The following is a 15762-nucleotide window of genomic DNA, read 5'->3' as shown; positions in this document are numbered from 1 at the left end:
CGTAAGCCGTCGCGGTCTTGTCCGGGGGCCGCCCCGCCGTGTAACTTACGCGGGTAAGTAACTCTCCGCAGCCCTCAGAGAGGCGGACCGCCGTGAGTGTGAGCACCACCAGTGACGTGTACTTCGACCCCTACGACGTCGAGATCAACGCCAACCCGTATCCGACGTTTGCCCGGCTGCGCGAGGAATCGCCGCTGTACTACAACGAGCAGCACGACTTCTACGCGTTGAGCCGGTTCGCCGATGTCAACAAGGGCCTCGTCGACCACGAGACCTTCAGCTCCGCCCGCGGCGCGATCATCGAACTGATCAAGGCGAACATCGACATTCCCTCGGGTGCCCTGATTTTCGAGGATCCGCCGATCCACACGGTGCACCGCAAGCTGCTGGCCCGGATGTTCACCCCACGCAAGATCAACGCCCTGGAACCCAAGATCCGGGAGTTCTGTGCGCAATCGCTGGATCCGCTGTTGGGCGCAGGCAAGATCGACTTCATCAAGGATTTCGGCGCGATCATGCCGATGCGGGTGATCAGCGCACTGCTCGGCATTCCCGAGGAGGACCAGGAAAAAATCCGCGACCACGGCAACGCGCAGATGCGCACCGAGGCCGGTCAGCCCATGGCGGCGGCGCAGGACGGCCTGGTCGACGGCTCGATCTTCGAGGCCTACATCGACTGGCGCAAGGACAATCCTTCCGACGACATCATGACCGATCTGCTCAACGTCGAATTCACCGATGAGCACGGTGTCACCCGCAAGCTCACCCGCGAGGAACTGCTCATCTACATCAACGTGGTGGCCGGCGCGGGCAACGAGACCACCACTCGGCTGATCGGGTGGGCGGCAAAGGTTTTGGCCGAGCACCCGGATCAGCGTCGTCAACTGGTGGAGAACCCCGCGCTCATCCCGCAGGCGATCGAGGAACTTCTGCGGTTCGAGCCGCCGGCCCCGCACGTGGCCCGCTACGTCACCCGTGACATCGAGTTCCACGGCCAGACGGTGCCCGAGGGCAGCGTGATGATGATGCTCATCGGTGCGGCCGTGCGAGACAGCCGCCAGTTCCCGCCGGACGGTGAGATTTTCGACATCCACCGCGAGCAGCGCCAGCACCTGGCGTTCAGCGTCGGCACTCACTACTGCCTGGGCTCGGCGCTGGCGCGGCTGGAAGGCCGCATTGCGTTGGAGGAGATGCTCAAACGCTGGCCGGAGTGGGAGGTCGATCTGGACAACGCCGAGTTGTCGCCGACATCGACTGTCCGCGGCTGGGATTCGATGCCAGTGTTCGTCCCGTGACTGCCGCGCTGGCCGTCCCCAAGGACTGGGCCGACGTCACGCCGGAGTGGTTGACGGCGGCGCTGGCCGACCACCATCCGGGCACGGTGGTAGACAGCGTCAGCGTCGACATGCGCGACGACGGCACCAACCGTCGTGCGCGCCTGTCGGTCACCTACAAACCGGGTCCGGCTGGGCCTCTGACAGTGTTCGCCAAGGCTGTCGACCCCGGCCACAAGGAGATGATCAAGTACACCAGCGGCCTGCTGCACGAGCCCAGGCTTTTCAACTCCAAAGTCGAGCTGCCGCTGGAACATCCGACGGTGTTCGCCGCGCCCATCGACGAGGGTGACGAGGACTTCGTGCTGATCATGGAGGATCTCACCGCCCGTGCCGCCGACCCGCGGGATGCCACCAGGCCGCTGACCGTCGAACAGGCCGCGCAGGGCGTACGCGGGTTGGCCCGATTGCACGGCGCGTTCTGGGGTGAGCGGGTGCGCCATCCCGGCCTGGGGTGGCTGGAGCCGTTCGAACCCTGGGACGGTATGCAGTGGGCGCCCCTGCCGGCCGCACTGGAACGCCTCGGCGACGACGCGCCGGCCTCGGTCCATGCCCTGACCATCGACCATCTGGTGGAAGGGATTTGGAAGCCGTTCATCCGGACCCTCACCGCGCCCGGGACGTCGCAGACACTGCTGCACGGCGACCCGCACATCGGCAACACCTACGTCGTTCCGGGAGCGCTTCCCGACGGCGACGTCGGCTTCCTGGACTGGCAGGTGGCCCGTCGCGGCAACTTCTCCGTGGATCTGGGCTATTTCTTGCAGGGCGCGCTGACCACCGAGGATCGCCGGGTCGCCGAACGCCAATTGCTCGAGGAGTATCGTGACGAGCTCGGACTGCCGGCCGACGAACTGCCGTCGCCCGATGAGATCTGGTTGCGGTACCGGGCTTCGGTGGCGCACGGTCTGATGACCTGGCTGGCCACCGCCAGCGCGGGGGAGCTCTGGCAGCGCCCGGACATCGCGTTGGCTCTGGCCCAACGGTATTCAGCGGCGTACGAGGACCTGCAGACCGCCCAGGCGCTGGCCGATCTCATCGGTTAGTCGGTATATCCAAATCGTCCCCGGATCACTGTTCAGCCCCTAACCTGTCCGGCATGACAGGTGTGGTGGTGACAGGTGCAGCGTCGGGGATCGGCCGGGCCAGTGCGGAGGCGCTGATTGCGGACGGCCGACGGGTTGCGTTGTGGGACATGGCTCCCGAGGTCTGCGGGGTGGCCGAAGGGTTGGGCATGCCCTCGACAGTGATCGACGTGTGTGACACCGGTGCGCTCAGTGCGGCCGTCGAGGAGACTGCGCAGGCGCTCGACGGCATCGACGGCCTGGTGCACGCCGCGGGCCGCGTGCTCCCAGAACCGGTCGGTGCCTACACCGAGGAGTCCTGGGACGCGGTGCTCGACGTGAACCTGCGTGCCCAGGCGCTGTTGATGCAGCTGCTGCTGCCGCACTTGGAGAGGTCCGCAGCTGACGGTGGATCGCCCGCAGTCGTGGGCATCTCCAGTATCGAGGGTCTGGCGGCCAACCCGTTCATCCCGGCGTACTGCGCCTCCAAGGCCGGCTTGCTCGGTATGACGCGGTCTATGGCTGCACAGTTGGGCCCGTTGGGAATTCGCGTCAATGCCGTGTGCCCAGGCTTCATCCACACTCCGATGCTGCAGATCGCATTGGACATCGAGGAGATCCGGGCAGGCTTCGAACAGGCCGCACCGCTGGGCCGACTCGGTCAGCCTGACGAGGTCGCGGCCGCGGTGGCGTTCCTGATGTCGCCGAAGGCGTCGTTCATCACCGGTACGCAACTCGTCGTGGATGGGGGAGTGACCAGCCGTCACCCCTGACAGCGCGAAAAGACGCGTAGGTACCCGAAATCGCGTGGAATGGGGTACCTGCGCGTCTGCTCGGCAGGAAACTTCAGTCGCTGGCCGGCAGTGGCTTGGCCTCTTTGAGGCTCAGTGCGGTGGCGCCGACCGACAGGGTGCCGGCACCGGCCTTGGTGACAAGCACCTCGGCACCGTCCTCATCGACGTAGCGCTTGCCCATCAGGGTGCCATCGGAGAACGCCGGGTCAATCGTTGCGGCCGAATCCTTCTCGGCATCGAGCGGGATCATGGCCACGCCTCCGGCCCGCAGATCGTCGAGGCTGTCGGCGCTGCGCACCACGATCACCTGGGTGTCGCACACCTGGCTCTGCAGGCGGGTGCCGTTCTTGATCATGCTGACTCCTTAGGGGGTGGGCTCTGAGACGGGTGCAAGTTCATCGACGAGCTGACGGCGCAGTACCTTGCCGGTCGGGTTCGTGGGCAGCTCGTCGCGGAACACCACCCGGTCGGGCGTACGGGATCCGCGCAGTTGCCTACGCACATGATCGCGCAGCGCGTCGGGATCCGGGGAGGCGCCCGGCGCGGGCACCACGACGGCCACGATGATCTGGCCCCATTGCGGGTCCTCGGGGCCGACGACGGCGACGTCGCGGACCTCGGGGTGTTCGACGAGCACGTCCTCGATCTCGGCTGGGGCGATGTTCTCCCCGCCACGGATGATGGTGTCGTCGGAGCGTCCACCGATGAACAGGTAGCCGCCCTCGTCGAGCATGGCGACATCCTTGGTGGGGAACCAGCCTTCGGCGTCGAGCACCGATCCGATGTCGGTGTAGCGGCCCGAGACCTGCTCGCCGCGGACGAACAGTTCACCCGTCTCGCCGGCGCCCAAGACGGTGCCGTCCTCGCCACGGATCTGCACCTCGATGCCGGGCACCACCTGACCGACCGACCCGAGCCGCCGGGCCGCGCCGGCGTCCTCGGCGGCCAATGCCTCGCGGTGATCATCGGGGCCCAGAACCGCGATGGTAGAACTGGTTTCGGTCAGGCCGTACGCGTTGACGAAGCCGACGTTCGGCAGCAGTTGCAGCGCCTTGCGGACCAGCGGCAGCGCCACCTTGGAGCCGCCGTAGGCGAGGTTGCGCAAGGTGGGCAGCTCGACGCCGGCGCGCTCCAGCGCCGTGACGATACGGTCCAGCATGGTCGGAACCACCGTTGCCGACGTGACGCCCTCGACGCGGACCAACTCGACCCACTTCTCGGCATCGAAGTGCCGCAGGTACACCATCTTTCGCCCGGCGTACAGATTCGACATGGCCGCGCTGACCCCGGCGATGTGATAGGGCGGCACGCAGATGAGTGCCGCGTCTTCCTCTGCCGCCGAGGCGAATTCGACGGTTCCGGTGATGTAGCTGGTCAGGTTGTTGTGGGTGAGCTCGACGGCCTTGGGGCGCGAGGTGGTGCCCGAGGTGAACAGCACCACCGCGACCGCGTCCGGATCGGCGAACTCGGCGGCGGGGTCGGCGCCCCGCGCCGCGGCCAGGAACTCCTCGGAGGTGATCACCTGCTTGCCCGCACCGGCAACGACGTCAGCGTATTCGGCGTCGGTGACCACGAGTGGCTCGGGCAGACGCTCGATCAGCTCGTGCAGGCCGTCGCGGCTGAGCCGGTAGTTCAGTGGGGTGAACGGCACGGCGGCGCGGGCGGAGGCAAACAGCAGCAGCGGCAGCAGCGCGCCGCCGGTGCCGACGTAGGCGACGTGCGCCGCCCCGGAGGCGGCGATGACCCCGGCACCGCCGTCGGCCAGATCGCTGACCTCCTGGGTGGTCAGCCGCAGGTCGTCGGAGACCACCGCGGTGCGCTCGGGACCACCCGAGACCGCCATCTCCAGCAGCAGCGAGATGCTCACAGGCCCTGCCCCGGCGCGTCGATGAAGATGTCGATGATCGGATCGTCCCCGCCGCCGTACTGCGACAGGTCGGTGACACCTGCGGCCTTGAGCACCTCGGCGTCGACGAAGGTCTGGCCGTTCACCTCGGCGGCCGGGCGGGACAGGATCTCCACGGCGGCATCGGCCATGATCTCGGGCTTGCGCGACGACTGCGCCAGGTTCTGCCCGTCGGCGAGGTTGGTCACCGCGGAGGTCTCGATGTAGGTCTCGGGCCACAGGCAGCTGAAGCCGATGCCGGCGTCTGCGTATTCGGCGGCCCAGCCCAGCGAGAGCAGGGTCATGCCGTACTTGGACAAGGTGTAGGACGGGTGCACGCCCAGCCAGTACGGGTTCATGTTCATCGGCGGGGCCAGCGTCAACACCTGCGGGTTGGCCGACTTGCGCAGGTGCGGCAGCGCCGCCTTGGTCAGCAGGAACGTGCCGCGGACGTTGATGTCCATCATCAGGTCGAACTTCTTGGCCGACAGCGCCTCGGTCGGCTCGGTGGCGATGGCACTGGCGTTGTTGACCACGATGTCGACGCCGCCGAAGTGCTCCACCGCCGTCTCGATCGCGCGGGCGACGTCCTCTTCCTTGCGCACATCGCCGACCACCGCGACGCCCTTGCCGCCGGCGGCTTCGACCTCGGCGACCGCGGTGTGCACGGTGCCGGGGAGTTTGGGGTGGGGCTCTGCGGTCTTGGCCAGCAGCACCACGTTCGCCCCGCGGCGGGCCGCGCCCAGCGCGATCGCCAGCCCGATGCCGCGGCTGCCGCCGGACACGACAAGCGTGCGATCAGTGAATGACTCTTGCTGGCTGGACATGGTCCTCCTCGTCGAGCGCAGCGTCCGCTGTGCGTCGTTATCAACCGTACCCAAATGGTATTGGCATTCTCATTTTTAGCAAGTGTCGTAATCGTCGGTTGCGGCGCCCGGGGAACCGGCGCCGACCAGACCCATTCACCGGTCTCGTCATCGCCGCTCGTAGCTGCAGGTCGGAGCGCTCCCGGCCAGTACAGGCGCCACATTTCCACCATGCGGTATTGGCATTCTCATTTTTAGCAAGTACGTTATCCACTGATGAGCGAGCAAGCTGTCCCTTCAGTAGAGACACCATCGGGTATCCCGCTGGCGCCCGTCTATGGGCCGAGCGATCGCGCGGTCGAGCCGCCTCCCCCCGGGAGCTATCCGTTTACCCGCGGCAACTTCGCCTCCGGCTATCGCGGCAAGACCTGGACATTCCGGCAGTACTCGGGCTTCGGCACCGCCGAGGAATCCAACCGCCGGTACCGCTACCTGCTCGATCAGGGTGGCACGGGGCTGTCGGTGGCGTTGGACCTGCCCACGCAGTGCGGCTACGACTCCGATGACGAGGAGTACGGCGAAGAGGTCGGTCGTGTCGGCGTCGCCGTCGACACCCTGGCCGACGCCGAGATTCTCTTCGACGGCATCCCGCTGGACAAGATCAGCACGAGTTTCACCATCAACGGCACGGCGGCCATCCTGTTGGCGTTCTACGTCGCCGCCGCCGAGAAGAAAGGTGTGCCGCGCGAGAAGCTCACCGGCACCATCCAGAACGACATCCTCAAGGAATACGCGTCACGCGGCACCTGGATCTGGCCGCCCGAACCGTCGCTGCGGCTGATCGCCGACACCATCGAGTTCTGTGCCGCCGAGGTACCGCGGTTCAACGCGATCTCGGTGGCCGGTGCGCACTTCCGCGATGCCGGCGCCAATGCCGTCCAGGAGATGTCGTTCACCCTGGCCGACGGTGTCACCTACTGCGACACCGTCGTCGAGCGCGGCCGGATGACGATCGACAAATTCGCCCCGCAGATCTCGTTCTTCTTCTACACCCACGGCGACTTCTTCGAGGAGATCGCCAAATACCGTGCGGGCCGGCGCCGGTGGGCCACGATCGTGCGGGAGCGCTACGGCGCCACCACCGACAAGGCCTCGATGTTCCGCTTCGGCTGCGTGGCCGGCGGCGCCTCGCTGTATGCCCCCCAGGCGCAGAACAACCTGGTGCGCGTCGCGTACGAGGCCATGGCCGCCGTGCTGGGCGGGGTGCAGTCGATGTTCACTGCCGCCTGGGACGAGCCGTTCGCGTTGCCGTCCGAGGAGTCGGCCACGCTGGCCCTGCGTACCCAGCAGATCCTCGCCTACGAGACCGGCGTGACGAAGGTGGCCGATCCGCTCGGTGGGTCCTACTTCGTCGAGGCGCTGACCGATGCCACCGAGGCCAAGATCATCGAGATCATGGATGATCTGGAGAAGCACGGCGGCATGGTGCGCTGCATCGAGGACGGCTACCTGCAGGGTCTGATCGCCGACGAGGCGTTCAAGATCCACCAGGAGACCGAGTCCGGTGAGCGTCCGGTGGTCGGGGTGAACAAGTTCGTCGTCGATGAACCGGCACCCGACATCGCCACCTACGAGCTCGATGCCGAGGGGCGCGATCTTCAACTCAAGCGACTGTCGAAGGTCAAGGCTGAACGTGATGACGTGGCGGTCAAAGAGACATTGGCCGCGTTGGCCAGAGGAGCCGAAGGTGACGACAACCTGATGCACCGGTTGATCGACTGCGCCAACGCGTATTGCACAGTGGGAGAAATGGTGTCGACGTTGAAGTCGGTGTGGGGCGAGTTCCAGCAGCCGGTGGTCTTCTGATGAGCGCTTGCGCGAAGAAGAGAGGGCCTGAGTAGATATGGCGACACGAGTTTTGGTGGCAAAGCCCGGTCTGGACGGTCACGACCGCGGCGCCAAGATCGTCGCGCGCACCCTGCGTGACGCCGGATTCGAGGTCATCTACACCGGCATTCGGCAGCGGATCGAGGACATCGTGTCGATCGCCCTGCAGGAAGACGTTGCACTGGTCGGCCTGTCGATCCTGTCCGGTGCGCACGTCGCGCTGACTACCCGCACCGTCGAGGCGTTGCGGGCAGCCGATGCCGGTGACATCGCCGTCGTCGTCGGCGGCACGATCCCACAGTCCGATGTGCAGAAACTCCTCGATGCCGGTGCCGCCGCGGTGTTCCCGACCGGAACCTCGCTCGACACGCTGGTGACCGATGTTCGTGCTCTGACAGAAAAGGTTGCCGGCTGATGCGTCTTGGTGTGATGATCGGTGCCGAGCGTGGCGACATGGCGCGCAAGGTGTCCAAACTGGTCTCCGATATCCAGTGGGCCGAATCGGCTGGGCTGGACAGCGCGTGGATGCCGCAGGTGCCCAACGACTTCGACTGCCTGACCATGGTGGCGCTGATGGCGGCGAACACCACACGCATCGAACTCGGGACCGCGGTGGTGCCGCTGCAGGCGCAGCATCCGATCGCGCTGGCGCGGCAGGCGCTTTCGGTACACGCCATGTCGGGAGGCCGGCTGGCGTTGGGTGTCGGACCGTCGCACCACTGGATCGTGCGCGACATGCTGGGCCTGCCCTATGAGAAGCCCGCGGCGTACACACGGGACTACCTGCAGGTGCTCAACACCGCGATCTCTGGGCCGGGGCCCGTTGACGTGGAGAATGATTCGTTCACGGTGCACAACCCGACCGTGCTCGCCGCCGATACCCCGATGCCGGTGCTGGTGTCCGCGCTGGGGCCGGTGATGCTGCAGATTGCCGGTGAGCACGCCGACGGAACGTCGCTGTGGATGGCCGATGAGAAGGCGATCGGCGAACACATCGCCCCGAAGATCAACAAGGCCGCGGCCGAAGCCGGCAAGCCCGCGCCCCGCATCGTGGCCGGTATCCCGGTCACGCTGTGCGCCAATTCGGAGATTGAGTCGGCCAAGGAGCGGGCCAACCGCATCCTGGCGGAGGCCGAGACGTCGCCGAACTACCAGCGGCTGCTCGACCGGGGTGAGGCCCGCAACGTCGGTGACCTGTGCGCGGCCGGTGACGAGGAATCAATCCTGAAGCGGTTCAAGCAGTTCGCCGACGCCGGTGTGACGGACCTGTCGGTGCGCCTGTTGCCGATCGGCGACAACCGCGACGAACTGATCGCGTCGAAGTACCGCACCCGTGAGGTGATCGCCGAACTCGCGAAGGCGGTCCGGTGACAAGCCCACGCCGAAACTACGACTTGTGGCGACTTCTGGGCGAGTTCACGCCAAAACCCGTAGTCTCGGCGAAATGACGGGGCCGCTCGCGGGCATCCGCATCATCGAAGTCGGCGTGATGCTCGCCGGCCCGTACGCCACGATGATGCTGGCCGATCTCGGCGCCGAGGTGATCAAGGTCGAACCACCGGGTGGTGAGATCTCGCGGCAGGTCAGCGACAGCTACTTCGCCAGCCTCAACCGCAACAAGCGCAGCATCTGTCTGGATCTCGCCTCGGCGGACGGTCAGGCGAAACTCGGTGAGCTGGTGGCCGATTCACACGCATTGCTGGTGAACATGAAGCCGTCGGTGATCCGCAGGCTGGGCCTCACCTATGAGAACCTGCGCCAGTACAACCCCGAGATCGTTTGTGTCGCGATGACCGGCTTCGGCCTCGACGGGGGAGACGATCCGGCGTTCGACTACGTGATCCAGGCCGCCACCGGCGTGGCCGCGATGACCGGTGATCCGGACGGCCCACCGACGCTGCCCGGCTATTCTTCGGCCGACAACTCCACCGGGTTGACGGCCGCACTGGGCCTGCTGGCGATGATCGTCTCGGGCAAGGGTGGCCAGGTGGAGGTCTCGTTGCGGGACGTCATGCTCTCGCAACTGAACTACCGGGCTGCGGCGTACCTCAACGACGGTGTCGAACCCCGCCGCCATCCATTCGGCGCACACTCGTATTACGTGCCGGCACAGCTGTTTCCGACGGCCGACGGTTACCTGGCGTTGTTCATCACGCACGACGGCTTCTGGAAGTCGTTCGCCGGCGAGGCGGGGATCGCCGGCTTCGAAACGATGGCCGAACGCGCGGCCCGGCGAGACGAGGTACTCGTTCTGGTGACCGCCGCGTTGGCGACCGATACCGCCGCGAGCTGGGAGTCACGGCTCAAGCCGCTGGGCATTCCGGCCGCCGCGGTGCGAAGCCTGCCCGAGGCGCTGGCCGCCACCCCCGAGATGCTGGTCACCGCCGGGGATTTCCGGCTGGTGGGTAGCCCGGTGCAGATCGCCGGCCACACGCCGGACTATCGGCCCGCGCCGTCGTTCGACGAGTACCGACAGAATTCGCCGATTTCTGCCGCGGGGTCGTGATCGCCCGGGATCGGGCAACCCTGCGGGAGAAACCGGCGACTCCTTCGAGACCTTCAGTTCAATCTTCGTCGTAGGAGACCGTCACGGAAGCGCAGTCCGGCACGGCCTGGCAGGTCAGCACATACCCTTCGGCCACTTCGTCGTCGTCGAGCGCGTCGTTGACCCGCATGGTGGCGGTGCCCTCCAGGAGCTTGGCCATGCAGGTGCCGCAGTTGCCTGCCTCGCAGGAGAAAGGCGGCGTCATGCCGGCGCGACGCGCGCTCTCCAGCAGTGTTTCGCCGTCCCTGCGCGGCACGGACAACTGCTCGCGGTCGAACACGATCGTGACCTTGCCGTCCGCGGCGCTGCCGGCCATCGGTTCTGCCGTCATGTGACTCCCCTGTGCACTATCATTCTGACTTAGAGAGAATACCATTCTCCATAAATGATAGTATCTTCTCAACCCGGCTGACGTGTTCGCCGGGGCTCACTCGGCAATGTTCAGGGAAAGGGCAGTGCGATGTGCCAGCGGGGTCGAATTCGGTGACTGTCACCGATACCGGCGCCGTGCTCGCGTTCGAGGACCGGCAGTACAGCCTGGCCGACCTCGACGCGCTGACCAGCGGAATGGCCACTGTGCTGGAGCATCGTGGGGTCAGGCCGGGTGACCGTGTCGCGATGATGTCGTCCAACCGCCCCGAGTTCGTCGTGGCGTTGCGGGCCATCTGGGGCCTGGGTGCGGTGGCGGTACTGATCAGCCCGGCGTGGAAGGCCACCGAGGTGGCCCACGTATTGGCTCTCACCGCACCGGGCCATGCGGTCGGCGACCACGAGGTGCTGGCATCGCAGATGCCGATGCTGCATCTGGACGAGCCGATCACCCCGGGCCGTCGGCAGTTCGACCCGCCTGCCCCGGACGCCGACGCGCTGTTCGTCTTCAGCTCGGGCACCACGGGCCTGCCCAAGGCGGTGCGGCACACGCATCGCGGGTTCGCCGCGGCGATCGAGCACTGGCGCGACGCGCTGGGATTCACCGCCGACGACCGCATGCAGATCATGACGCCGCCGTCGCACATCCTGGGGCTGCTCAACATCGCCATGGTGCTCGACACCGGGGCCTGGATGCGGCTGCACCGGCGCTTCGACGTCGACACCATGCTGCGACACATCGAATCCGATCGCATCACGGTCGAAATGGCCGTGGCGCCAATCGCTTTGGCCCTGGCCGGGCACCCTGACCTGGGTCGCCACGATTTGTCCTCGCTGCGCTACGTGATGTGGTGCGCCACCCCGGTGACCCGCAGCGTCGCCGACGCCGTGACCGAGCGCTCCGGGGTGCGCTGGTTGACCGCGTATGGCACCACCGAACTTCCCGTGATCGCCTGTAACCCGTTGGACGCCACGCGCATCGACACCGTCGGTACCCCGGTGCGCGGCGTCGACGTCCGGATCGGCGAGGACGGCGAGATCCAGGTGCGGTCGGACTCCGTGATGGCCGGTTATCTGCCGAAGGATGCCACCGCCGGCGCATTCTGCGACGGCTGGTACCGCACCGGGGACATCGGCTACCTCGATGAGGACGGATACCTCCGCATCACCGACCGTTCCAAGGAAATGGTCAAGGTGCGCGGGTTCCAGGTGGCCCCGGCCGAGGTCGAGGCGGTGCTGCACGGGCATCCGGCGGTCACCGATTGTGCCGTGTTCGGCGTGGCCGACGCGGCCGACGGCGAGGCCGTGGTAGCCGCCGTGACAACAAGTTCTGCGGTGTCGGCCGACGAGCTCATCGACCTGGTCGGTGCGCGGCTGGCGTCGTACAAGCGGCCCAGCCGCGTGGAGTTCGTAACCGAGATACCCCGGTTACCTTCCGGAAAGGTATTGCGACGAGTGCTGAAGGAGCGGCATGGACGTTCGTCTGACGTCTGAACAGCAGCAGCTGCGAGAGGCCGCAGCGAAACTGGCCGACGACCTCGGACCGGATGCGGTCGGAGAGCTGTCGGATGAGGGCCGGATTTCCCGGTTGGAAAGCACGGTCGCCGCCACGGAGTGGCGCACCTTGCGTTCCGACGGTGCCTCCGGTGTGGAAGTGGCGATCATCGCCGAGGAGTTCGCCCGCGGGCTGGTCGATGTGCCGTTCCTCGGGCCGGTGCTGGCCGACGATCTGAGTCGTCGTCTGGACCGCGAGATTCCGGTCGGCACCGACGAAGCCGCCACGGCCGGGGTGGATCTGACCCGCAGCACGGTCGGCGCGGTCGAGTCGCCGGCCGAGCTCGCCGAACTGTCGAGTGAGGACGCGTTGCGCTGGCGGGCGTTGGCGCTGACCGCCACCTGCGCCGACCTGGTCGGTGCGGCCCGTGGTGCGCACGCGCTGGCGGTCGACTACGCGAAAGTCCGTGAGCAGTATGGCTCGACGATCGGGTCGTATCAGGCCGTCGCGCACCTGCTCGCCGACGGGCTGGCCCTGATCGAGGGGTCGATCAGCGTGCTGCGTCATGCTGCCTGGGCAGTCGACGAGCTGCCGGCCGACGAAGCCGTGCGGGCCGGCAAGATCGCCAAGGTTTACTGCGCCCGTGCCGCACGCACGGTGTGCGAGACCGCGATCCAGGTGCACGGCGGTATCGGAAACACCTGGGAATGCCTGGCGCATGTGTTCCTGCGCCGAGTTCTGGTGGCCACCGAGTTGTGGCCTGTCAAGCTAGAGGACTTGGAGGTCACTGATCTTGGACTTTCGTGATTCCACCGAGGAAGCTGCCTTCCGGGACCGGTTGCGCGCCTGGCTGGCCGACAACGCCGCGTCCTTCAAGGCATCCGGCGACGATTACTGGGCCCGGATGGGGGAGTGGCATCAAGCCCTCTACGCCGCCGGGTTCTTCGGCACGTCCTGGCCCAAGGAGTTCGGCGGCCAGGATCTGCCACCGGTGTACGACGTCATCGTCGACGAGGAGTCGGCCCGGGCCGGCGCCCCGCCGCGTCCCAGCCTGGGCTACCTGGTCGTCGGCCTGGGACACCACGGCAGCAAGGAACTGCAGCAGCGCTTCCTGCCCGGCATGATCAACGGCACCGAGCGTTGGTGCCAGGGCTTTTCGGAGCCCGGCGCCGGATCGGACCTGGCCTCGCTGACCACCACCGCGACCCGCGATGGTGACAACTACATCATCAACGGCCACAAGATCTGGACCAGCTACTCCGACGTCGCGGACTGGTGCCTGGTGCTGGCCCGCACCGACAAGGATGTGGCCAAACACAAGGGCATCTCGGCATTCATCGTGTCGATGCACCAGGACGGCATCGAGCAGCGGCCGCTGCAGATGATCAACGGCGTCACCACCGAGTTCGGTCAGGTGGCCTTCGACGGTGCGGTGGTGCCGGCCGCGAACATGGTCGGGGAGCCGGGTGACGGCTGGCGCCTGGCGATGACGGTGGTCAGCCATGAACGTGAACCGTCGACACTGGGATATTCGGCGCGCTACGGAAAACTGGTGCGCGAGATGGCATCTCGGGTGGAGGGCAAAGTTCCCGAGGACCTGGCCTGGGCGGGTGTGCAGGCCGAGATGCTGCGGCTGCACGTGCGCCGCCGGCTGTCCGAACAGCTCGACGGGCTCAAGCACGGGCCCGACGGATCGCTGGACAAGCTGCTGATGACCTGGGTGGAGCAGTCCGTCGGGCATGCCGCGTTGTCGGTCACCGGGACCAAGGACCCAGAACTGTTGGAGGCGTATCTCTACAGCCGGGCGCAGAGCGTCATGGGTGGTACGTCGCAAATCCAGAAGAACATCATCGCGTCGCGAATCCTCGGATTGGGGGTCTAGCCAAATGTACGGAATGCCAGACGAAATCGATGTGCAGGCCGACGGTGCGTTGCGCATCATCACGCTGAACCGCCCCGATGCGCTCAACGCGGTCAACGACAACCTGCATGTCGGGCTCGCGCGGTTGTGGGAGGCGCTCAACGAGGATGCCGAGGCGCGGGCCGCGGTGATCACCGGTGCGGGACGGGCTTTCTCGGCCGGTGGCGACTTCAACTACCTCGATGAGCTGCGCCGCGACGAAGCGCTGCGGCAGAAGACGATCAAGCACGGGCGGGACCTCGTCATCGGGATGGTGCGGTGCCGTATCCCGGTGATCGCGGCGGTGAACGGCCCCGCAGTCGGTCTCGGTTGCAGCCTGGCCGCCCTGTCCGACGTCGTCTACATGGCCGAGAATGCGCACTTCGCCGACCCGCACGTGCAGATCGGCCTGGTGGCGGCCGACGGTGGTCCGCTGGTCTGGGGCTCGCAGATTTCGTTGCTGCAGGCCAAGGAGTTTGCGCTGACCGGCGTGCGGATCAAGGCGCAGCGGGCCGTGGAGCTCGGTTTGGCCAACCACGTCGTCGAAGACCCGCTGGCCGAGGCGATCGCGTGCGCCAAGAAGCTGATCGATCTGCCCAAGCAGGCAGTCGAGGCCACCAAGCGGCTGATGAACATCCAGCTGGAGCAGCAGGTGATGGCATCGCTGGATTACGCCAACCTCGCCGAGTATGTGTCCTTCGGCACGGCTGATTTCAACAAGATCGTCGATGGCCTGATCGCCAAGGACTGATCGCCCTGCTCACGTAGCTCACCCTGCTCACCTAGCACCGCGAGCGTGCGTGTCTGCTGCCCGGCACTCCGTGTCGGGGCAGCATTCCACGCACGCTCGCGTGTGCGAAGGGGTAGGCCGGCAGCTAGCAGGTGAGTGCTTCGGAGCGCTGCACCGTGCCGGTCACGCCGTTGGCATCCTGGCCGGCCAGTCGTACGGCCGCGCGGCCCATGGCTTCTGGCGGCTCGACCATCTGGGGTGGGATCTGCAGCCCGCTGCCGCCGGCTTGCCATCCTTCGGTCAGCACCACCCGCGACGGGCTCAGACAGTTGACGGCGATGTTGTCTTTCCGTAGGTCGGCGGCCAGCCCAAGGTACAGGCGTTCGGCGGCGGCTTTGGACACCCAGTAGGCGTTGGAGCCGTGTTCGACCATGTCGACGCCGGTGGTGGTGATCGCGATGAGTGAGCCCCCACCGCGCCTGCGCACCTCGGGGATCACCGCTTTGGTCACCAGGAACACACCGGTCAGGTTGACGTCCAGGCACAGTTGCCAGCGCTTGAGCGGCGTGTTCTCGATCGGGCCGAGCCACAGCACCCCGGCATTTGCCACCAGGATGTCGATGCCGCCGAACTGCGAAACCGCTGACGCCACAGCCTTGTTCACCGATTCCTCGCTGGTGACGTCGCAGGCGACCGGCAGCGCGCGGCCACCGGATTCATTGATCGCCGCGGCCACCGATCCGATCGTGCCGGGTAATTTGCCGGGCTGTTCGGATCGGGCGGCCACGGCCACTGCGGCGCCTTCGGCCGCCAGGGCAGCCGCGATCGTGGCGCCGATGCCACGGCTGGCGCCGGCCACGAAGGCGACTTTCCCGTCGAGGCTGCCTGCTGTCCCGTCGCGGTCGACCAACGTTTCGTGCCCGGTCGTCATACAGCGAGTGTGCACGAAACGT

General features: G+C 66.6%; 16 protein-coding genes. 11 read left to right on the top strand and 5 right to left on the bottom strand.

Translation table 11 applies throughout. The annotated features are described in order from the left end of the window. Positions 1–92: 92 nt before the first annotated feature. From FR943_RS19530 to FR943_RS19520, 3 genes are read left to right on the top strand one after another with little or no spacing between them, the layout of a single operon-like run. On the top strand, positions 93–1295 hold the full coding sequence (locus FR943_RS19530) for a cytochrome P450 (RefSeq protein ID WP_217159893.1): 1203 nt from the start codon (positions 93–95) through the stop codon (positions 1293–1295). Continuing rightward, positions 1292–2380, top strand: a complete 1089-nt coding sequence (locus tag FR943_RS19525; RefSeq protein ID WP_217159892.1) for a phosphotransferase — start codon at positions 1292–1294, stop codon at positions 2378–2380. The genes FR943_RS19530 and FR943_RS19525 overlap by 4 nt, the downstream gene beginning before the upstream one ends. Positions 2381–2433: 53 nt before the next feature. Further along, positions 2434–3171, top strand: coding sequence for an SDR family NAD(P)-dependent oxidoreductase (locus FR943_RS19520; RefSeq protein WP_217159891.1), 738 nt, complete (start codon positions 2434–2436; stop codon positions 3169–3171). A 73-nt stretch (positions 3172–3244) separates the two neighbouring features. On the opposite strand, the gene FR943_RS19515 is transcribed toward FR943_RS19520, so the two are convergent. From FR943_RS19515 to FR943_RS19505, 3 genes are read right to left on the bottom strand one after another with little or no spacing between them, the layout of a single operon-like run. Beyond that, entirely contained in the window at positions 3245–3547 is a 303-nt protein-coding gene (locus FR943_RS19515) for a hypothetical protein (protein WP_217159890.1), read from the bottom strand. A gap of 9 nt (positions 3548–3556) precedes the next feature. Then, positions 3557–5059: a class I adenylate-forming enzyme family protein gene (locus FR943_RS19510; protein ID WP_217159889.1), complete on the bottom strand. Its 1503-nt coding sequence runs from the start codon at positions 5057–5059 to the stop codon at positions 3557–3559. Continuing rightward, complete coding sequence (locus FR943_RS19505) at positions 5056–5904, bottom strand: SDR family oxidoreductase (RefSeq protein ID WP_217159888.1); 849 nt, start codon at positions 5902–5904, stop codon at positions 5056–5058. Before FR943_RS19505 ends, FR943_RS19510 begins: the two co-directional genes overlap by 4 nt. Positions 5905–6159: 255 nt before the next feature. Between FR943_RS19505 and FR943_RS19500 the strand changes: the two genes are divergently transcribed. The 4 genes from FR943_RS19500 (at position 6160) to FR943_RS19485 (ending at position 10276) form a co-directional block, all read left to right on the top strand. Further along, entirely contained in the window at positions 6160–7749 is a 1590-nt protein-coding gene (locus FR943_RS19500; protein WP_217159887.1) for a methylmalonyl-CoA mutase family protein, read from the top strand. Positions 7750–7786: 37 nt separating this feature from the next. After that, on the top strand, positions 7787–8185 hold the full coding sequence (locus FR943_RS19495; protein ID WP_217159886.1) for a cobalamin B12-binding domain-containing protein: 399 nt from the start codon (positions 7787–7789) through the stop codon (positions 8183–8185). Next, a complete protein-coding gene (locus tag FR943_RS19490) occupies positions 8185–9141 on the top strand; it encodes an LLM class F420-dependent oxidoreductase (protein ID WP_217159885.1) in 957 nt (318 codons plus the stop codon). The genes FR943_RS19495 and FR943_RS19490 overlap by 1 nt, the downstream gene beginning before the upstream one ends. 73 nt (positions 9142–9214) lie before the next feature. Next, positions 9215–10276: a CaiB/BaiF CoA transferase family protein gene (locus tag FR943_RS19485; RefSeq protein WP_217159884.1), complete on the top strand. Its 1062-nt coding sequence runs from the start codon at positions 9215–9217 to the stop codon at positions 10274–10276. Between the two features lie 58 nt (positions 10277–10334). Here the strand turns inward: FR943_RS19485 and FR943_RS19480 are convergent, their stop codons facing one another. Further along, a complete protein-coding gene (locus FR943_RS19480) occupies positions 10335–10646 on the bottom strand; it encodes a 2Fe-2S iron-sulfur cluster-binding protein (RefSeq protein ID WP_217159883.1) in 312 nt (103 codons plus the stop codon). Positions 10647–10882: 236 nt separating this feature from the next. On the opposite strand from FR943_RS19480, the gene FR943_RS19475 reads away from it, so the two are divergent. Genes FR943_RS19475 through FR943_RS19460 form a run of 4 tightly spaced genes read left to right on the top strand, consistent with a single transcriptional unit; the run spans position 10883 to position 14830 of the window. Then, complete coding sequence (locus tag FR943_RS19475) at positions 10883–12178, top strand: class I adenylate-forming enzyme family protein (RefSeq protein WP_372448193.1); 1296 nt, start codon at positions 10883–10885, stop codon at positions 12176–12178. Continuing rightward, positions 12156–12986, top strand: coding sequence for an acyl-CoA dehydrogenase family protein (locus FR943_RS19470; protein ID WP_217159882.1), 831 nt, complete (start codon positions 12156–12158; stop codon positions 12984–12986). Before FR943_RS19475 ends, FR943_RS19470 begins: the two co-directional genes overlap by 23 nt. After that, on the top strand, positions 12973–14061 hold the full coding sequence (locus FR943_RS19465) for an acyl-CoA dehydrogenase family protein (RefSeq protein WP_217159881.1): 1089 nt from the start codon (positions 12973–12975) through the stop codon (positions 14059–14061). Before FR943_RS19470 ends, FR943_RS19465 begins: the two co-directional genes overlap by 14 nt. Before the next feature lie 4 nt (positions 14062–14065). Continuing rightward, complete coding sequence (locus FR943_RS19460) at positions 14066–14830, top strand: enoyl-CoA hydratase/isomerase family protein (protein WP_217159880.1); 765 nt, start codon at positions 14066–14068, stop codon at positions 14828–14830. Between the two features lie 124 nt (positions 14831–14954). Here FR943_RS19460 and FR943_RS19455 read toward each other — a convergent pair whose 3' ends face one another. Beyond that, positions 14955–15740 carry an SDR family NAD(P)-dependent oxidoreductase gene (locus FR943_RS19455; protein ID WP_217159879.1) on the bottom strand — a complete coding sequence of 262 codons (786 nt, stop codon included), beginning with the start codon at positions 15738–15740 and terminating at the stop codon, positions 14955–14957. Positions 15741–15762: the final 22 nt, after the last annotated feature.

Source organism: [Mycobacterium] fortunisiensis (assembly GCF_019050325.1).
In the GTDB taxonomy this organism is placed as follows: domain Bacteria; phylum Actinomycetota; class Actinomycetes; order Mycobacteriales; family Mycobacteriaceae; genus Mycobacterium; species Mycobacterium fortunisiensis.
The sequence above is the reverse complement of the archived record's forward strand: the minus strand, read 5'-3'. Positions and strand labels throughout refer to the sequence as shown.